Genomic DNA, 18,860 nt, shown 5'->3' with positions numbered 1-18,860 from the left:
CGATCGTAGCTGCTCAGCCGCCCACTCGTGCGGGTGGACCGGGTGGCCGGCGCCCGTGCGGTAGTGGGCGGCGGCCACCGCGGGGCCGGTACGGAGCCGGGCCGCGCGGTGGCGCCATCGGGCCGGTGCCCGGCCGGGGGCCCGCGCGGGCGTCAGTGCGCGGTCCAGCCGCCGTCCACGGGCAGGCTGGCGCCGGTGATGTAGGAGGCGTGCGGCGAGCAGAGCCAGAGGGCCAGCTGCGCCACCTCGTCGGGCTCGATCAGCCGCTTCACGGCGGTGCGGTCGAGCATGATCCGCTCCACCACCTCGTCCTCGTGGATGCCGTGCGCCAGCGCCTGTCCGGCGATCTGCTTCTCCACCAGCGGGGTCCGTACGTACCCCGGGTTGATGCAGTTGCTGGTGACGCCGTACGGGGCGCCCTCCAGCGCGACCGTCTTGCTCAGGCCCTCCAGCGCGTGCTTGGCCGTGACATAGGCGGACTTGAAGGCGCTGGCGCGCAGGCCGTGGACGGAGGAGATGTTGACCACCCGCCCCCAGTCCCGCTCGTACATGTGCGGCAGGGTGCGGCGCAGGATGCGGAACGGGGCCTCGACCATCACCCGCTGGATCAGCGTGAAGCGGTCGAGCGGGAACTCGTGCACGGGGGCGACGTGCTGGAGGCCGGCGTTGTTGACCACGATGTCGGCGTCGTCCGGCAGGGCTTCCACCGCCTCCGGGTCGGAGAGGTCGGCGACGTGCGCGACGCCGCCGATCCGCGCGGCGAGCTCCTGGGCCGGACCGGCCGCGAGGTCGACGACGTAGACCCGGGCGCCGGCCTCGGCGAAGGCCTCGGCGCAGGCCCGGCCGATGCCCGAGGCGGCTCCGGTGACCAGGGCCGTACGACCGTCGAGCGGGCGGGCTGAAGTGGTGTCCATGGCCGAGAACGGTAGGAATCCGGCGGCCCGTCTCCTATGTCGTGGGGAACTACAGCACCCCGGGAGAGTGTGGCGTTCACCGCTATGACGGTCGATCGGCGGTTCGGTCGGCCAAAGCCAAACCCACTCTGTCCGGACTTCCCCACAATGGGCGCGGATGCTTCACCCGTTCGGAGGATTGCTCGGTCAGAACCGCCCATAGCGCCCGAATGCTCGCTACATTCACGCCGATTCCCGACAGGGGCGCCGCCACAGGCAGCCGAAGTGCTGGTGGAGCCGGTACGGCGTCTGAGAGGTGTTGACTGACTATGCCCCAACGGCCTGCAACCGACAGCCCGGCGTACGGACCGCTCGACCCGCTCGACCAGCACCGGGGGCCGGTCGGCCGGGCCCTTCCGGACGCCCCCGACGCCCCGACCGCCGACGAACGGCGGCTGCCCGAGCAGGCCACCCCCGACCGGCACCCGGCGCCCCTCGCGCCCCCGGACGGGACGACCGCCGCCCCGGCCCCGCCCGTCGCCGGCCACTCCGGCCCGGCCCCGCAGAACGGCCAGCTGGCCGCGCTGATCGAGGAGGCCGGCTTCTCGCACGCCGGTCTGGCCCGCCGGGTCGACCAGCTGGGCCTGGAGCACGGCCTGGACCTGCGCTACGACAAGACCTCGGTCACCCGCTGGCTCCGCGGCCAGCAGCCGCGCGGCGCCACCCCGGCGCTGATCGCCGAGGTCTTCACCCGCCGCCTCGGCCGCCGCCTCACCGCCCAGGACCTCGGCCTGGACGCCTGCGCCCCGGTCTACGCCGGGCTGGAGTTCGCCGAGACGCCGCAGGAGGCGGTGGACATCGTGGCGAGCATGTGGCGCAAGGACAACGGCCCGCAGTCCGAGCTGCGGCGGATCGCGTTCACCCCGGCCGGGCTGGTGGTGCCCAGCCGGGACTGGCTGATCGGCCGCACCGACGAGCGGGTCGCCCGGGACGGCTCCACGCTGGCCCGCCCCGACCCCGCCGCGGGCGCGCCGCCCGCCGGAGCGCCCGCGCCCGGCGGGTCCCCGGTGCCCCCGGTGCGCGGCCCCGCCCCCGGAGCGCCGGGCGCGGCGCCGGCCAGGGCGGGCGTCCCGGGCGCCGCCGCCTCCACGGCGCTCGGCCGGGTACCGGTCCAGAGCCGGCGCCCGCCGCTGGCCGTCGAGCCCCCCTACAGCGACCCGGCCCGCGAGCAGCGCCCGGCGCTGCGGGTCGGCCGGGGCGACATCGCCGCCATCCGCGCCGTCGGGGACCTCTTCCGCGCGCTGGACCACGCGTACGGCGGCGGCCACGCCCGGCAGGCGCTGGTCCGCTACCTGGAGAGCGAGGCCGAGCCGATGCTGCGCGGCCGCTACGGCGAGCAGATCGGGCGGGCGCTGTTCGCCGCGGTCGCCGACCTGACCAGGCTGGCCGGCTGGACGTCCTTCGACATCGCCGCGCACGGTCTGGCCCAGCGCTACTTCGTCCAGGCGCTGCGGCTCTCCCAGGCGGCGGGGGACCGCGTGCTCGGCGGGTACGTCCTGGTGACGATGAGCCAGCAGGCGGTGCACCTCGGGCACGGCCGGGAGGCCGTCCAGCTGGCCCGGGTCGCCCAGCAGGGCGTGGGCACCGCCGTGCCGCCCGTCGTGCAGTCGCTGCTGCACGCGGCCGAGGCGCGCGGGCACGGCCTGCTGGGGGACGTCCGGTCCTGCACCACCGCCCTGGTACGCGCCGAGCGGTCCCTCGCCGCGGCCCGTCCCGTCGACGAACTGCCCACCTGGGCACGGTACTTCGACGAGGCGCAGCTGGCCGACGAGTTCGCGCACTGCTACCGGGACCTCCAGCAGTGGCGGACGTCCGCCCAGCACGCGGAGAAGTCGCTGCGGCTGCGCTCGCCCGCCTACGCCCGCAGCCGGATCTTCTGCCGGCTGGTGCTGGCCACGGCCCGGCTGGGCATGGGGGACCTCGACGAGGCGTGCACCATGGCCACCGACGCGCTGCGGGCGGCCGGGGAGATGCGCTCGGCCCGCTCGCTGGAGTACGTGCGGGACTTCCACCGCCGGCTCGCCCCCTACCGGGGCAGCCCGGTGGCCCGGGCGTTCGAGGAGACGGCCCGTCAGACGGGGGTGATCTGACGCCCGCCGTCCGGCCGCCGCTTGCCCGCCCGCCGCATGGCCGGCCACCGCCCGCCCGGGCGAGGGCCGGCCGGCGGGGCTCACCAGCTCTCGGCGCGTACCCTGGGTCGGCCCTGCTCCGCCGGCGGGCGCGCGCCGCCGCGCAACTGCTGGGCCAGCAGCGGGAAGAGCAGGACGGAGAGCATGCCCGCACCGACCAGCGCGGCCGCCGTGGAGGACGGCAGGTGATCCGCGTTCACCTCGATCGTGGTGATCACCACGACCAGCGGCAGCGCCGTCGCGCCGTACAGCCCGAGCGCCGCCCGGTCGCGCCGCCCGAGCCCGATCGGCGCGAGCAGCGCGGCGGGCAGCCCGCGCACCACCAGGAGCAGCAGCAGGAACACCGGGACGAGCAGCATCGTGCCGGGCTCGTTCAGCAGCGCGTCCAGGTCGAACTTCATCCCGCTGACGACGAAGAACACCGGGACGAGAAAGCCGAAGCCGATGCCCTCCAGCTTGGCCTCGATCACCGCCTCCTCGGCCTCCGGCACGTCGGAGAGCAGCAGATGGGAGACGACGCCGGCGGTGAAGGCGCCGAGCAGCATGTCCAGGTCGAGCCAGAGTGCGGCGGCCACCATCGCCGCGAGCACCAGCATCACCGTGCGGATCGCGAACTGCCCGGAGGTGCGCAGGGTGTGCCGGATCAGCCGGGTCATCCACGCCGGCCGGGGCCGGCGGGCGCAGCTCACCGCGACCACCGTGATCACCGCGAAGGCGCCGAGGATGACGGCGGCCCTGGCCGGGGTGTTGCCGCTGAGTAGCGCCGCGATCGCGATGATCGGCCCGAACTCGCCGACCGCGCCGGTGGCCATCACCAACGAGCCGAACGGGGTGGGCAGTTCACCGGCGTCGCGGAGGATCGGCAGGATGGTGCCGAGCGCGGTGGTGGTGAGCGCCAGCCCGGCGAAGGCGCCGTTCAGCGGGTCGCGGTTGACCATCGCGCCCACCCCCAGCGCCACCGCCAGGGTCGTCAGCCACGCGGCGCCCGCCCGTCTGAGCGGGCCGCCGCGCAGCCTGGCGAAGTCGATCTCGTAGCCGGCCAGGAACATCAGCATGGCCAGGCCGAACCGCGAGAACGCGTCGACCAGGCCGCCGACGTGCGCCCAGTCCAGGACGTCCGGGCCGATCAGGACGCCGAGCACGATCTCGAACACCACGGTCGGCACGGCGATCCACCGCAGCAGCCGGTCGGCGAGCAGCGGCGCGGCCACGGCGGCGGCCGGGATCAGGATCAGCGCCAGGGGCTGGACCTGGACTCCGGCGCTCACCGCGCAACCGGCCGAGAGGGGAATGCCATCCGATTAGCGGTCATATCGGCATACTGGCATGTCGTCGGTTGCCGCCATCGCAGCCCGGTCACGTGTTCACGCCACCGCGGGTGCCACCCCCTGCCGCCACGGGAGAGCGGCCCGCGCCGCCGTAGACACGCCTAGGCCGCCGCCTCCACCGCCCGGGGCGCGGTCGGCAGGCCGAGGTCGCGCACCACGGCCTGTGCCGCCCGCCGCCCCGAGACCAGCGCACCCTGGACGCTGCTGGTGTCCCGGTGGTCGCCGCAGACGTACAGCCCGGCCAGCACCCGGACCGGGCGCCGGCTGTTGTGCGGCGGCGGCATGGCCGGCAGGGCGTCGGGCAGGTGCCGCACGCTCAGGAAGTGCCAGCCCTTGGTCGGTGTCCCGTACAGCTCCGCCAGCCGCCCGCGCACCGCCGGTTCGAGTGCGGCGGGCCCGCCGGCGTCGAAGGTACGCCGCCCGAGCACGGTGGTCGCGATCAACGCCTGCCCGGCCGGGGCGTACGAGGGGTGCAGCTCGCTGAGTACCAGCGAGTGCGAGACCAGCGGCGGGTGGCCGCCGGGCCGGTCGCCGTCGAGCAGCAGGACGGCCTCGCCGACCGGGGGCCGGTGGGCCGCGTGGTAGAAGGTGGTCACGGGGTGGAAGTCGGGCAGCCGCAGCCCCGGCAGCAGCCCGGTGGCGGACTGTCCGTCGGTGGCCACCACGACGGCCTGCGCGCCGATCCGTCCGTGCCCGGCGGTCTCCACACCGTCGGCCGTGATCGAGGTGACCTGCACCCCGGTCCGCACGGTGCCGGCGGGCAGGGCGGCGGCGAGCTGGGCCGGCACGGCCGCGATTCCGGCGGCGGGCAGACAGAGCCGTCCGCGCGCGTAGGAGCGCAGCACCAGGTCGGCGATCCGGCTGCTGGTGCCCAGGTCCGGGTCGCTGAGCAGGGCGCTCAGCAGCGGCCGCAGGAAGCCGTCGACGGTGCGGGGGGCCGGGCCGCGTTCGGCGAGCGCGCGGGCGGCGGTGGTCTCCGGCCGGGCCTGCAGCCGCCCGGCCGGGGTGGCGGCGAGCCGGCTGAGCCAGTTGCCCAGCCGGGCCTTGTCCAGCGGACTGCCCAGCGGTGCCCGGGTGGTGGCCTGCCGGGCGGCGGTCAGCTGCGGGTCCCCGGCGCGGTAGCGGCGGCCGCCGCTGTGGACCAGCACGCCGGGGGCGAGGGGCCGCAGATCGAGGCGGTCGAGGTCGAGTGTGCGGCGGAGTTCGGGGAAGGCGGTGTTCAGCAGGTGGCTGCCGTGGTCGAGCCGGAATCCGTCCAGCTCGCGGGTGGCCATCCGGCCGCCGATCCGGTCCGTGGTCTCCAGGACCTGGACGGACAGGCCATGGCCGGTGAGCGCGCGGGCGGCGGCCAGGCCCGCGAGGCCGGCGCCCACCACGATGACGTCCGGGTCGGACTGCCGGCGAGCGCGGCGAGTGAAGTCGTACGTGGGCACTGGCGTGCTCCCTCCCTGGTCCCGGAGCTTCGGCCGACGCAGGCAGCGGGGTGCCGGGACACGGTCCGACGATGTGATGCCCAGTCAATGTGAGCGTCAGACCGTCGTACCGGGCCGTATCCCGGGCCCGGAAAGGGCTCGGCGGCATCCGGCGGGGGCGCGGTCACGGACTGTGCGCCCAAGGGGCCGGGTTCGGGGGCTACGGGCGCGCACGGTCACCGGGGGCGTGCGACGCGCCCACCGTGTGCTCCCGTGCGCCCCTCCCGGGAGCCCCGTCGGTTCCCCGCCCGGCATATGCCCCTGGCCAGGGCAAACGCCGTAGCGGGCGTACGCGGACGAGAGTGGACGGGCCGGGGCGGCCGTCCCGGTGCGACAACCGCACCAACGACACCATCGGCGACACCACCAACGGCACCGCGACGACCGCAGCGCCGACGCAACACCGACATGCGCCGACGCAACGCCGACGTACCGCCGAACCCGGAGCGCGCCTACAGCGCCGCCCGCACCGCCGAGTCCACGTCCGGGTGTTCGAACCGGAATCCGGCCTCCAGCAGCCGCCGGGGCACCACCCGGTGGCTGCCGACCACCTCGATCGCCAGCTCGCCCAGCACGGCCTTCAGCACCGCCTCCGGCACCGGGAACGGCGTCGGCCGCTTCAGCGCCCGCCCGAGTGCCGCCGTCAGCTCGGCGTTGGTCACCGGCTCCGGCGCGGTGAGGTTGAAGGCGCCGGCGAGGTCGTCCCGGTCGATCAGGAACCGCAGCGCGGCGACCTCGTCGGCCAGCGAGATGTAGCTCCAGTACTGGCGCCCGTCGCCGAGCCGCCCGCCGAGCCCCAGCCGGAAGAGCGGGAACAGCCGCCCACCGGCCCCGCCGGCGGCGGAGAGCACCAGTCCGGTGCGCGGGTGGACCACCCGGATGCCGGCCCGCTCGGCGGGCCGGGCGGCGGCCTCCCACTCGACGCAGACCTCGGCCAGGAAGTCGTCCCCGGCGGGGGAGTCCTCGTCGATCACCCGGTCGCCGGTCTGTCCGTACAGGCCGACCGCGGAGGCGCTGACCAGCACCCGGGGCGGCTCCTTCAGGTTCGCCAGCGCGACGGCCAGCGTCTCGGTGCCGAGCACCCGGCTCTCCCGGATCTCCCGCTTGTAGGAGTCCGTCCAGCGGCCGTCGCCGACCCCGGCGCCGGCCAGGTGCACCACCGCCTCGACGCCGGCCAGCCCGTCCCGGTCGACCTGGCCCAGCTGGGGGTTCCAGCCGATCGCCGTCGTCCCGTCGGCCTGTGGGCCCGTCCTGGAGCGGTGCCGGACCAGCCGGACCACCTCGTGGTCGTCCGCCAGCAGCGAGTGGACGAGTGCCGAGCCGATCAATCCCGTGGAGCCTGTGACCGCGATGCGCATGGGCCCATCCTCGCAGCTCAAAATCCGTATGCCTTCGGGACGCGGCTGATTAGCATGACGCGCATGTCCGACGACGATCTGATCATCCGTTCCGCGCAGCCCGAGGACGAACAGGAGCTCGCCACCCTCAACCGCGCCACCTGGTCCACTCTTTCCGAGGTCTCCCCGCGGCCCGCGGAGGAGGACGGCGTCTTCGACGAGCGTCACCTCCCGGACCAGTTCCTGCTCGCCCTGCTCGGCGGCCGGATCGTCGGCTACGTCCGCCCGGTCCCGCCCACCCCGCTGGCCAGCAACCAGCACGTCCGTCAGATCCAGGGCCTGGCCGTCGACTCCTCGGTCCGCGGCCGGGGCATCGGGCGGTCGCTGGTCGAGGCCGCCTGCGAGGCCGCCAAGGAACAGGGCGCCCGCCGGATGACCCTGCGCGTGCTCGGCCACAACGCCCCGGCCCGGCGGCTCTACGAGAGCTGCGGCTTCGTCGTCGAGGGCTCGCTCGCCGAGGAGTTCCTGATCGACGGCCAGTACGTGGACGACATCTGGATGGCCCGGTCGCTGACCGCCTGAGCCGCCCTGGCCGCTTGACCGGATCACCTGCACCACCCGCCCCATCCGTCTGACGAAGCGTCAGATCGCTGGCGTGGGTGGTGCAGAGTCGTGACAATCCGCACCTGTCTGGGGTGCTGCCGCGCCGGGTACCGTACGGCCGTGAGCAATTCGACGCCTCCCGGGTGGTACCCGGTACCGGGTGCGGACGGCGCAGCCGGTCATGAGCGCTGGTGGGACGGCAACGCCTGGACCAGTGACGTCCGTCCCGTCCAGGCGGGCGGTGCCCAGCTCGCCGACGCCCCGACCCAGACCTGGCAGCCCCCGCAGCAGCCGGTCTCCGCCCCGCCACCCGCATACGGCTACGGAGCCCCGCAGCAGGGCGCCCCCGGCTACGGCTACCCGGGCCAGGCCCCGCAGGCCTACGGCTACCCCCAGGGCGGCTACCCGCCCCCACCGCGGCCGGGCCGGATGAAGCCGGGCGTGGCCGTCGCCGTCGTCCTCGCGGTGCTGGCCGTGGTCGGTGTGGTGGCCGGGATCGCGCTCAACAACAGCGACAAGCCGCAGGCGGGCCCGGCGCCGACGCCCACGGTCACCGTCTCGGACAGCTCGAGCCCCAGCCCGACCCCGACCCCGCGCACGCCCACCCCGACGACGACCCCGCTCCCCGCGCCGATCGTCAAGGACACCGTCTCCGACAGCCGGCACGCCATCATCGTGCCGGTCTTCGAGGACTGGGACGCCCAGACCGACAGCGCGCACTCGACGGTCTTCCTGGGCACCGGCCGGTACACCTGCCCGGGCGGCGGCTCGTGCATCCGCGGCCAGTTCTCGGTCGAGAAGGAGACCATCGCGGGCGCCAGCGCCCGCGCGGCGGCCGAGGCGGCGATGCCCGCCTACGCGGCGGCGATCTTCACCGGCATCGCCTCGCACACCGACGCGGGCTCCTTCGCCACCACGGTGGCGGGCGTCCCGGGGTACGCCGTGCGCTGGCGCATCAAGACCACCGACGGCACCCGGGGCTACGTCCTGCTGGCGGCCGTCCCGGCCAAGGGCGGCGGCTACGTCGCCTTCGAGGGCGGGGTGGACGACGACCCGAGCGCACCCGACCCGACCGTGCTCGACCAGATCCTCAAGGGCATCAAGCAGGACGGCACCGCCACCGGCTCCACCATCTGACGCCCGCCGGGGGCGTCTCCCGCGAGCCACCCCCGGGGCTCGCTCCGGTCGCCCGGCGGGAGGCGTGTGTCAGTCCCCGTAGCGCTCCCAGAGCTTGGGGAAACGCTTCGCCATGGTGTCCGGATCGTCGAAGTCCAGGGCCGCACCGGCCGGCCGCGCGGGCTGCCGCCCGCCCACCTCGGGCAGCGGCAGCCCGGTCAGCTGCTCGTACGCCTCGTCGGCGGCGTAGCCGAGATCCTCGGCCTCGCCGTCCTCCTCCTCGTCGAAGCCGGGCAGCAGCTCCGCCAGGTCGTCCGGATCGTACAGCCCGCCCTCGAACACCTCCCGGCCCTGACCGATCAGCCAGCAGCGGAAGAAGTCGAAGGTGTCCTCGGAGGCGCCGTCCAGCAGCAGGTAGGCCGCTCCCCAGAGGTCGATGCGGTAGGCGCGCTGGAAGCGGGCCTCGAAGAGCCGCGCGAAGTCGATGACGTCGTCCGGGGTCAGCTGGACGAGCCGCTCCACCAGGCGCTCCGCCTGCTCGTCCGGGTCGCCCTCGGCGGCCTCCCGGGTCTCGTCGATGATCTGCCAGAAGTCGGTCTCGTCCATCACCGCTCCAGCATCCCCGTTCACCCGCGCAACCGCATGCGATGGGCTCACGAAACGCGGAAACCCCCGGAGACGGGGGGCCACGAAAACGCGGAGCCCCGCGCCGTCCGGGGACGACGCGGGGGCTCCGGGGACTGCCGTGCTCGCTGGTGCCTTACAGGCCGAGCTCGACCTCGAACTCGCCGGCCTCCAGGATCTCCTTGACGGCCACCAGGTAGCGGGCGGCGTCGGCGCCGTCCACCAGGCGGTGGTCGTAGGAGAGCGACAGGTAGGTCATGTCGCGGATGCCGATGGCGGTGCCGCCGTCGGCCTCGATGACGACCGGGCGCTTGACGGTCGCGCCGATGCCCAGGATGGCGGCCTGGTTCGGCGGGACGATGACGGTGTCGAACAGCGCACCGCGCGAGCCGGTGTTGCTGATGGTGAAGGTGGCGCCGGACAGCTCGTCCGGGGTGATCTTGCTGTCGCGCACCTTGCCGGCCAGCTCCGCGGTCTTCTTGGAGATGCCGGCGATGTTGAGGTCGCCCGCACCCTTGATGACCGGGGTCATCAGACCCTTCTCGGAGTCCACCGCGATACCGATGTTCTCGGAGTCGAAGTAGGTGATGGTGCCCTCGGCGTCGTTGATCCGGGCGTTGATGACCGGGTGGCTCTTCAGCGCCTGGGCGGCGGCCTTGACGAAGAACGGCATCGGGGACAGCTTCACGCCCTCACGGGCGAGGAAGGCGTCCTTGGCCTTGCCGCGCAGCGACATGATCTTGGTGAGGTCCACCTCGACCACGCTGGTCAGCTGGGCCTGCTCGTGCAGGGCCTTCATCATGTTGTCGCCGATGACCTTGCGCATGCGGGTCATCTTGACGGTCTGGCCCCGCAGCGGGGACGGCGCGGCGGCGGCCTTCGGCGCGGCGGCCGGAGCGGCGGCGACGGGGGCCGGTACGGCCTTCGCGGCCTCGGCGGCGGCGATGACGTCCTGCTTGCGGATACGGCCGCCGACACCGGTGCCGGTGACGGCGGTCAGGGCGACGCCCTGCTCGGCGGCGAGCTTGCGCACCAGCGGGGTGACGTAGGCATCACCGGCGTCGGCCACCGGGGCGGCCGGAGCGGCGACGGGGGCCGGGGCGACCGGGGCCGGGGCGGCCGGGGCGACCGGAGCCGGGGCGGCGACCGGAGCCGGAGCAGCGGCCACCGGGGCGGCCGGGGCAACCGGAGCGGGGGCGGCGACCGGAGCCGGAGCGGCAACCGGGGCCGGAGCCGGAGCGGCGGCACCGGCGGCACCGATCAGCGCGAGCTGGGCGCCGACCTCGGCGGTCTCGTCCTCGCCGACCAGGATCTTCACGACGACGCCGGCGACCGGCGACGGGATCTCGGTGTCGACCTTGTCGGTGGAGACCTCGAGCAGCGGCTCGTCGATCTCGACCGTCTCACCCTCGGCCTTCAGCCAGCGGGTGACGGTGCCCTCGGTGACCGACTCGCCCAGCGCGGGCAGCAGGACCGGGGTGGCGTCGGCGGCCGGGGCCTCGGCGACCGGCGCGGCCGGGGCCGGAGCGGCAACCGGGGCGACGGGGGCCGGGGCGGCGACCGGAGCCGGAGCGGCGGCGGGCGCGGCCTCGGCGGCCGGCGCGGGGGCCGCGACCGGGGCGCCGGTGCCGTCGTCGATGATCGCCAGCTCGGCGCCGACCTCGACGGTCTCGTCCTCGCCGACCTTGATCGAGGCCAGGATGCCCGAAGCCGGGGCCGGGATCTCGGTGTCGACCTTGTCGGTGGAGACCTCGAGCAGCGGCTCGTCGACCTCCACGCGCTCACCCTCGGCCTTCAGCCAACGGGTGACGGTTCCCTCGGAAACGCTCTCGCCCAGCGCGGGCAGTGTTACTGAGACCGCCATGGTTTCAGCGACTCCTATCAAGTCTTGCGTACTGGAATGGGGGATTGGGGAGCGCGATCAGTCGTGCGCGTGCAGCGGCTTGCCGGCCAGCGCCAGGTGCGCCTCGCCCAGGGCCTCGGACTGGGTCGGGTGGGCGTGGATGAGCTGCGCGACCTCGGCCGGCAGTGCCTCCCAGTTGTAGATCAGCTGGGCCTCGCCGACCTGCTCGCCCATGCGGGCGCCGACCATGTGGACGCCGACCACGGCGCCGTCCTTGACCTGGACGAGCTTGATCTCGCCGGCGGTCTTCAGGATCTTGCTCTTGCCGTTGCCGGCCAGGTTGTACTTGAGGGTGACGACCTTCTCCTTGCCGTACAGCTCCACGGCCTTGGCCTCGGAGATGCCGACGGAGGCGACCTCGGGGTTGGAGTAGGTCACGCGCGGGACGCCGTCGTAGTCGATCGGCACGGCCTTCAGGCCGGCCAGGCGCTCGGCGACCAGGATGCCCTCGGCGAAGCCGACGTGGGCCAGCTGCAGGGTCGGTGCGAGGTCGCCGACGGCCGAGATGGTGGGCACGTTGGTGCGCATGTACTCGTCGACGAGGACGTAGCCGCGGTCCATCGCGACGCCGTTCTCCTCGTAGCCGAGACCGGCCGAGACCGGGCCACGGCCGATGGCGACGAGCAGCAGGTCGGCGTCGATCTGCTTGCCGTTCTCGGTGGAGACGCGCACACCGGTCTCGGTGTACTCGACGCCGGAGAAGCGGGCCTTCAGCTCGAACTTGATGCCGCGCTTGCGGAAGGCGCGCTCCAGCAGCTTGGAGGAGTTCTCGTCCTCCAGCGGGACCAGGTGCGGCAGCGCCTCGACGATGGTGACGTCGACGCCGAAGGACTTCCAGACCGAGGCGAACTCGACGCCGATCACGCCGCCGCCGAGGATGACGGCCGACTTCGGGATGCGGTCGAGCTTGAGGGCGTGGTCGGAGGAGATCACGCGGTCGCCGTCGATGGTCAGGCCCGGGAGCGACTTCGGCACGGAGCCGGTGGCCAGGACGATGTGGCGGCCCTCGATGCGCTGGCCGTTGACGTCCACCGAGGTCTGCGAGGAGAGCTTGCCCTCGCCCTGGATGAAGGTGACCTTGCGGGAGGCCACCAGGCCCTGCAGGCCCTTGTACAGGCCGGCGATGACGTCGTCCTTGTACTTGTGGACGCCGTTGATGTCGATGCCCTGGAAGGTGGCCAGCACGCCGAACTCGGCGGCCTCCTTCGTCTCGTCCGCGATCTCGGCGGCGTGCAGCAGCGCCTTGGTCGGGATGCAGCCTCGGTGCAGGCAGGTGCCGCCCAGCTCGCCCTTCTCGACCAGGGCGACACTCTGGCCCAGCTGAGCGGCGCGGAGCGCCGCGGCGTAACCGCCGCTTCCGCCTCCGAGAATGACTACGTCGAAAACGGTGCTGGCGTCGTTCGCCACGTCACGTCCTCCATGCAATGGGGTGTGGATCGCCGGGCCGGTCACGGTCCGGTGGGTCGGGAAGCCCTTGTGGGGCGCCCAGTCGTGCCGGAAATACATCTTCGCACTTGTTCACGGCGGCTGATGTCCGGGTCCGCTCCAGGGGTGTCCGTCAGGGCGGTCACCGGGGTGGGAATACCCCCGACGGAAGGACATCACCGCAGCTCACGGCGGTATTGACGGCGGTGGTGCCGACGCCCCCGGCGGGCCGGGGCGTGGCGGGTTCCGCACTGTGGAACAAAGTTTCGCCAGTAGCGAACAAGAGTGCACACCGCGGGTTCGTTCCCTACCCACAGGTAACCGCGGGTGGGAAGCCGACGGGGCCCGGCGCAACCGCGCCGGGCCCCGTCCGCTCAGGCCTCGGATCAGGCCTTGGCGCCCGCCGCGGTCTGCTCGGCGAAGCGGACCAGGGTGCGCACCGCGGTCGCGGTGCCGCCCTTGGGGGTGTAGCCGAACGGCGCGCCCTCGTGGAAGGCCGGGCCGGCGATGTCCAGGTGGGCCCAGTCGATGCCCTCGGCCACGAACTCCTGCAGGAACAGGCCGGCCACCAGGCCGCCGCCCATCCGGTCGCCCATGTTGGCCAGGTCGGCGATGGTCGACTCGGTCATGCCCTTGCGCAGCTCGGCCGGCAGCGGCATCGGCCAGGACGGCTCGCCGGCCTCGCCCGCGACGGTGTGCAGCGTCTCGCGCAGCTCGTCGTTGTTGGCCATCACACCGAAGGTGCGGTTGCCCAGAGCCACCATCATCGCGCCGGTCAGCGTCGCCACGTCGACGATGACGTCCGGGTTCTCCTCGCCGGCCCGCACGATCGCGTCGGCCAGCACCAGACGGCCCTCGGCGTCGGTGTTCAGCACCTCGACGGTCTTGCCGCCGTACATCTTCAGCACGTCGCCCGGGCGGGTGGCCGAGCCGGACGGCATGTTCTCCGCCAGCGCCAGCCAGCCGGTGACGTTGACGGCCAGGCCCAGGCGCTTGGCGGCGACCACGGCGGCGAACACCGCGGCGGCGCCCGCCATGTCGCACTTCATGGTCTCGTTGTGGCCGGCCGGCTTCAGCGAGATGCCGCCCGAGTCGTAGGTGATGCCCTTGCCGACGAACGCCAGGCTCGCCCTGGCCTTCGGGTGGGTGTACGCCACCTTCACCAGCCGGGGCGGGTTGGCCGAGCCGTTTCCGACGCCCAGCAGGCCGCCGAAGCCGCCCTTGAGCAGCGCCTTCTCGTCCAGCACCTCGACCTTGAGGCCGTGCTCCTTGCCGGCGGCCTGGGCGATCGCGGCGAAGCCCTTCGGGTTCAGGTCGTTCGGGGCGGTGTTGACCAGGTCGCGGGCGCGGTTCATCTCCTCGCCGACGGCCAGGGCGCGCTCGACCGCGGCCTTGGCGTCCTTGCTGCCCTTGCGGGCGACGAGCAGGACCAGCTCGCCGACGGGCTCCTTGGCGCCGCTGTTCTTGTAGGTGCCGAACGTGTACGCGCCGAGCAGGCCGCCCAGCGCGACCGCCTCGACCTCGTCGGCGGACTCGGCCGGCAGTGCCAGCGCGGCCTTCTTGGCGCCGGCCAGGGTGCGGGCGGCGACACCGGCGGCGCAGCGCAGCGCCTCGGCCGGGTAGCCGCCGTCGGCGGCCTCGCCGAGGCCGACCGCGAGCACGAGCGCGGCCTTCAGGCCGGCGGGGGAGGGCACCTTGACGGCCTCGCCCTCGGCGCCGGTCGCGCCCAGGGTGGTGAGGACCTCGGCCAGCTTGCCCTCGAACGCCTCGGCCACGGCCTCGGAGCCGGGGGCCAGCACAATGCCCTTCGGGCCCTTCGCCACACCGATCACCAGGGCGTCCGCGCGCAGCGAGGCGGCGGAGGAGGTGCTCACAGACAATGCAGTCACGTAATGCGTCCTGTTCTTTCGCGGTCCACGGCCGGTCACGGCGCGGCTGACGCACCGGCACAGCCCGGAGCCGCCGCGCGGGTCGTTCCGCCCGCCGTGCGCCGGGTCCGGGGCCCCTGGCGCGGGCGCCCGCCGGTCGCGGCGGCCGCACACATCAGAGGCCCCGGCTCCTCAACGCGCGCCGGGCGGGCAGGACCTGCGACGGTGCAGGGCTGCGGTGCTCCCCGCATGGTAGTCCGCATGCTGGGATCACGCGTCGCCCGGTATCCCGCCTTTCGGTAGGGTGTGCGGCCGTCGGCCTCAGCCGAGCAGCGCCAGGGTCAGCAGGCAGCCGGTCGCGGCGGTCTCCGCCATCGCCCCGAGGACGTCCCCGGTGACCCCGCCGAACCGCCGGACGCAGCGCCGCAGCAGCAGCCAGGCGCAGCCCAGGCCGACCGCAACGGCAGTCGGCAGCCGGAGAACTGACCATCCGTCAAGTGCGCCGAGAGCGGCCAGCAGCAGCGCCGCGGCGGCCGAGGACAGCAGGGCGGTGGCGGGCGGCACCGTGCTCGCCACCATCGCGCCGAGCCCGCCCGGCCGGGCGGCCGGCACCGACCGCGCGCACCCCCAGGCGAGCGCGCATCGCGCGGCCGTCGCCGAGGCGAGCACCGCGAGCGCGCCGCGCGCCGCACCGGCGTCGAACTGTCCGGCCAGCGCGGCGATCTGGGCCAGCAGGACCAGGACGAGTGTCAGTACGCCGAACGGCCCGATGTCGGACTGCTTCATGATGCGCAGTGCGTCCTCGGCGGGTTTGCCGCTGCCCAGGCCGTCGGCGACGTCGGCGAGGCCGTCCAGGTGCAACCCCCGGGTCAGCGCGGCCAGTACGCCCACCGCGACCACCGCGCCGAGCGGCCCGCCGGCCCGCCAGGCGGCCGGCGCCCCCACGGCCGCCGCCAAGGCCCCCAGCACCAGCCCGACCACCGGGGCCGCCGCCATCGCCCGGGCCGCCGCCGGGCGGTCCCAGCGCTCGACCCGGACCCGCAGCACCGACAGCGTGCCGAAGGCGAACCGCAGCCCCTCGCCCCAGCCGGCCGGTGCCGTCGGCGACTTGTCCGGCATCTTGTCCGGCATCGCCCACCGCTCCTTACGCCCGCTCGCCGGGGCCGTTCGTTCGCCGGGGCGTGCCCCGGTCTTCCACCACCCCGTCAACGGCCTTGCCCCGCACCGTCGTCAGGGTGGCGGCGGAGGTCAGAGCCGGCCGAGCAGCTCGGTCGCCGAGGGCAGCTTCGGCAGTTCCTTCGGCGCCGCAGGGACGAACGGCACGGGCGTCTGCTCGGCCAGGGTGTCCGCCGCGGCCTGCAACAGCGGCAGCGCCATCAGCGCGCCGACGCCCTCGCCCATGATGATCCCCTGCTCCTGCAAGGGGGTCAGGGTGAGCCGGTCGTACGCCTTGGCCTGGGCCGGCTCGCCGCTGGACTGCCCGGCCCGCCACCACTCCGGCGCCCGGAAGGCGATCCGCTGCGCGACCAGCGCGCAGGCCGAGGAGACCACGCCGTCCAGCACCACCGGCAGCTTGCGCGCGGCGGCCTGGAGCAGGAAGCCGGTGATCGCCGCGAAGTCGGCGCCGCCGGTGGCACCGAGCAGCGCCAGCTGGTCGCCGAGCACCGGCCGGGCCCGCCGCAGCGAGTCCCGGACGGTCGCGCACTTGACCATCCACACCCGGTCGTCGATGCCCGAGCCGCGCCCGGTCACCGCGGCGGCGTCCGTCCCGCAGAGCGCGCCGACCAGCACCGCCGCCACCGTGGTCGCGCCGACCCCGAGGTCGCCCAGCACCACCAGGTCGGTGCCGGCGTCGGCCTCCTCGTCGGCGACGGCCATGCCGGCCCGGAACGCCCTGACGGTCTCCTCGGGCGTCATCGCGTCCTCGACGTCGATCCGGCCCGAGCCGCGCCGCACCCGGTGGGCGACCACCTCGTCGGGGAAGTCCGACGGGTCCGCGTCCACCGCCACGTCCACCACCCGCACCTCGGCGCCGAAGCGCCGGGCGAGCAGGGCGACGGGGGCGGTGCCGTCCAGCACCGCCTGCACCCGGGCGGCCGTGCCGCCCTTGGCGGGCAGCCGGGACACCCCGAGGGCCGCCACCCCGTGGTCGGCCGCGAACAGCACCACCTTGGGCGCCGACAGCGGCCGCACCGGGGAGCGCCCCTGCACGGACGACAGCCAGCTGCCCAGCTCCTCCAGCCTGCCGAGCCCGCCGCGCGGCCGGTCCAGCGCCTGCCAGCGCTCCTCGGCGGCCCGCCGGGCGCTCTCGTCGGGGCGCTCGACGAGCGAGGAGAACGTATCGAGATCCACGGTCGTGTCCATCGGTCGGAAGGCTACACGCAGCCGGTCATCGGTCTGCGGCGGGCTTGACCGTCAGAACCTGCCCGGCCACGACCAGCAGCACACGCTCCGAGGCGTCCGCCACCGCCATGTTCAGCCGGCCCAGGGTGTCGCGGAAGCGGCGGCCCGAGGCGGTCGCCGGGACGACGCCCATGCCGACCTCGTTGCTGACCGCCACGACCCGGCGACCGGTGGCCGCCCAGGCCCGCGCCAGCGCCTCGCAGCGCCGCCCGACCGCGGCCTCGCCGCCGGCCGCCCACACCTCGTCGTCCCAGGCGCCGCACTCGTCCATCACCGCGGTCAGCCAGAGCGCCAGACAGTCGATCAGGACCGGTGCCGGGTCGGCGCGGTCCGCCAGGACCGCCTCCAGCTCACAGGTCTCGGCCGTGCGCCAGCTCCCCGGCCGCCGCTCGCGGTGCAGGGCGACCCGCTGTGCCCACTCGGCGTCGCCGTCCCGGGTGCCGCCGGTGGCCACGTACAGGACATCCGGGTCGCCGGCGAGCAGCTGCTCGGCCCGGGTGGACTTGCCGGAGCGGGCGCCGCCGAGGATCAGGGTGCGGGGGAGTGCGGGGTGGGCTGCCATGCGCCCCATCCTGCCCGACCGCGCCGGCCGGCCGGCCGCCGAGCCGCCCGGCCAGCACCGCGCCGAGGCATAGGGAAGATCGGACCGGGCAGGCTAAGGTGCGCAGCACACAGCACACAGCGTCACAAGCGTCGGTAGCGTCGTCGGGTGAGGAGAACCGGTCATGGTCTGGACGTGGCGGTACGAGAAGGCGGACGGCACCGTGGTGGCCCCGGGCGAGGGCCAGGAGGAGTTCGCCGGCCAGGGCGACGCCGAGACCTGGATCGGGGAGAGCTGGAAGCAGCTGGTCGAGGACGGCGTCGACACCGCCGTGCTGCTCGACGACGACCGGGTGGTCTACGCGATGAGCCTGCACGAGGCGTAACGGCTCACTTCGCCCCGAGGACGTGCAGCAGCGCGGCGACCTGCCGGTACGGGTCGGTGCGGCCGGCCCGCTCCTCGGCCTCCAGCAGCTGGGCCAGCTGCCGCCCGTCCACCGGTGCCGTCGCGTCGTCGGGCGCGTTGTCGGTGAAGACCCGCACGCCGTACCAGTGCTTCAGCGGGACGGACACCTCGGAGAGGGTGACGGAGAGGTCGGAGAGCCGGTCGGCGCGGGCGGCCAGGCCGAGCCGGTTGTAGTAGCGGTCGCTCTCGAAGGCGTGCAGGGCGGCCCGCCAGTCCCCGGCGGCGGCGGGCCGCAGGGCCAGCGCGTCGCGGTTGCGGACCAGCAGCGAGAGCAGTCCGCCCGGCGCCAGCAGCCGGGCCAGTGAGGCGATCATCGGATCGGGGTCCGGCAGGTACATCAGTACGCCGTGGCAGAGCACCACGTCGAAACTGCGCGGCCCGAACCAGCGTCCGCACTGGTGGCCGTCACCGCTGAGCAACTGCATCCGGCCGCGCACCTCGGGCGGCTCCTCGGCCAGCGCCCCCTGGGCGACACCGAGCGCGACCGGGTCGGAGTCGATACCGGTGACGAAGTGGCCGGCCCGGGCCAGGCGCAGTGCCTGGGTGCCCTGGCCGCAGCCGATGTCGAGAACACGCTGCGTCGTCCGGCCGGCCAGCTGCTCGGTGAGCTGCCGGGCGACCAGCTCCTGCCGGACGAGGTTGCGCAGGCCGCCGAGTCGCTCCAGCCAGGGGCCGGTGCCGCCGGCGAAGGAG

15 protein-coding genes and 1 pseudogene are annotated in these 18,860 nt (G+C 74.4%); 4 read left to right on the top strand and 12 right to left on the bottom strand.

The window, feature by feature from the left end; all coding sequences use genetic code 11:
• Positions 1-152: 152 nt before the first annotated feature.
• Entirely contained in the window at positions 153-914 is a 762-nt protein-coding gene (locus ACIP82_RS33750; protein WP_363611425.1) for a 3-hydroxybutyrate dehydrogenase, read from the bottom strand.
• 308 nt (positions 915-1,222) lie between these two features.
• Here ACIP82_RS33750 and ACIP82_RS33745 point away from each other — a divergent pair, with 308 nt between their 5' ends.
• Positions 1,223-3,043: a regulator gene (locus tag ACIP82_RS33745; protein WP_400659016.1), complete on the top strand. Its 1,821-nt coding sequence runs from the start codon at positions 1,223-1,225 to the stop codon at positions 3,041-3,043.
• A gap of 80 nt (positions 3,044-3,123) precedes the next feature.
• Here ACIP82_RS33745 and ACIP82_RS33740 read toward each other — a convergent pair whose 3' ends face one another.
• The 3 genes from ACIP82_RS33740 to ACIP82_RS33730 all read right to left on the bottom strand — a co-directional run bounded on the left by ACIP82_RS33740 (position 3,124) and on the right by ACIP82_RS33730 (position 7,240).
• Positions 3,124-4,350 carry a cation:proton antiporter gene (locus tag ACIP82_RS33740; RefSeq protein ID WP_400659014.1) on the bottom strand — a complete coding sequence of 409 codons (1,227 nt, stop codon included), beginning with the start codon at positions 4,348-4,350 and terminating at the stop codon, positions 3,124-3,126.
• 161 nt (positions 4,351-4,511) lie between these two features.
• Positions 4,512-5,843, bottom strand: a complete 1,332-nt coding sequence (locus ACIP82_RS33735; protein WP_400659012.1) for an FAD-dependent oxidoreductase — start codon at positions 5,841-5,843, stop codon at positions 4,512-4,514.
• Between the two features lie 491 nt (positions 5,844-6,334).
• Complete coding sequence (locus ACIP82_RS33730) at positions 6,335-7,240, bottom strand: TIGR01777 family oxidoreductase (RefSeq protein WP_400659010.1); 906 nt, start codon at positions 7,238-7,240, stop codon at positions 6,335-6,337.
• A 63-nt stretch (positions 7,241-7,303) separates the two neighbouring features.
• Between ACIP82_RS33730 and ACIP82_RS33725 the strand changes: the two genes are divergently transcribed.
• Entirely contained in the window at positions 7,304-7,801 is a 498-nt protein-coding gene (locus ACIP82_RS33725) for a GNAT family N-acetyltransferase (RefSeq protein ID WP_363611413.1), read from the top strand.
• Between the two features lie 141 nt (positions 7,802-7,942).
• Entirely contained in the window at positions 7,943-8,959 is a 1,017-nt protein-coding gene (locus ACIP82_RS33720; protein WP_400659007.1) for a DUF2510 domain-containing protein, read from the top strand.
• Between the two features lie 69 nt (positions 8,960-9,028).
• On the opposite strand, the gene ACIP82_RS33715 is transcribed toward ACIP82_RS33720, so the two are convergent.
• From ACIP82_RS33715 to cobU, 7 genes and pseudogenes are all read right to left on the bottom strand, one after another.
• The gene (locus ACIP82_RS33715; protein WP_363611409.1) at positions 9,029-9,544 is read right to left on the bottom strand and encodes a DUF4240 domain-containing protein; all 516 of its coding nucleotides are present in this window, start codon (positions 9,542-9,544) and stop codon (positions 9,029-9,031) included.
• A gap of 154 nt (positions 9,545-9,698) precedes the next feature.
• Complete coding sequence (sucB, locus tag ACIP82_RS33710; RefSeq protein ID WP_400659005.1) at positions 9,699-11,426, bottom strand: 2-oxoglutarate dehydrogenase, E2 component, dihydrolipoamide succinyltransferase; 1,728 nt, start codon at positions 11,424-11,426, stop codon at positions 9,699-9,701.
• 57 nt (positions 11,427-11,483) lie between these two features.
• Positions 11,484-12,872, bottom strand: coding sequence for a dihydrolipoyl dehydrogenase (gene lpdA / locus ACIP82_RS33705; RefSeq protein WP_363611405.1), 1,389 nt, complete (start codon positions 12,870-12,872; stop codon positions 11,484-11,486).
• Positions 12,873-13,276: 404 nt separating this feature from the next.
• Positions 13,277-14,779 carry a leucyl aminopeptidase gene (locus ACIP82_RS33700; protein WP_363611403.1) on the bottom strand — a complete coding sequence of 501 codons (1,503 nt, stop codon included), beginning with the start codon at positions 14,777-14,779 and terminating at the stop codon, positions 13,277-13,279.
• A 300-nt stretch (positions 14,780-15,079) separates the two neighbouring features.
• Positions 15,080-15,889: an adenosylcobinamide-GDP ribazoletransferase gene (locus ACIP82_RS33695; protein WP_363611401.1), complete on the bottom strand. Its 810-nt coding sequence runs from the start codon at positions 15,887-15,889 to the stop codon at positions 15,080-15,082.
• Between the two features lie 117 nt (positions 15,890-16,006).
• Complete coding sequence (gene cobT, locus ACIP82_RS33690) at positions 16,007-17,122, bottom strand: nicotinate-nucleotide--dimethylbenzimidazole phosphoribosyltransferase (RefSeq protein WP_363611399.1); 1,116 nt, start codon at positions 17,120-17,122, stop codon at positions 16,007-16,009.
• A 25-nt stretch (positions 17,123-17,147) separates the two neighbouring features.
• Positions 17,148-17,801, bottom strand: a pseudogene (cobU, locus tag ACIP82_RS33685) (bifunctional adenosylcobinamide kinase/adenosylcobinamide-phosphate guanylyltransferase); the annotation flags it as partial.
• 85 nt (positions 17,802-17,886) lie between these two features.
• Between cobU and ACIP82_RS33680 the strand changes: the two are divergent.
• Positions 17,887-18,087, top strand: a complete 201-nt coding sequence (locus ACIP82_RS33680; protein WP_363611397.1) for a hypothetical protein — start codon at positions 17,887-17,889, stop codon at positions 18,085-18,087.
• 4 nt (positions 18,088-18,091) lie between these two features.
• Here the strand turns inward: ACIP82_RS33680 and ACIP82_RS33675 are convergent, their stop codons facing one another.
• On the bottom strand, positions 18,092-18,832 hold the full coding sequence (locus ACIP82_RS33675) for a methyltransferase domain-containing protein (RefSeq protein ID WP_363611483.1): 741 nt from the start codon (positions 18,830-18,832) through the stop codon (positions 18,092-18,094).
• Between the last annotated feature and the right edge of the window lie 28 nt (positions 18,833-18,860).

The sequence above is a fragment of the Kitasatospora sp. NPDC088548 genome (assembly GCF_044753005.1).
Classification (GTDB): domain Bacteria; phylum Actinomycetota; class Actinomycetes; order Streptomycetales; family Streptomycetaceae; genus Kitasatospora.
This window is presented reverse-complemented; position numbering and strand designations above follow the sequence as displayed.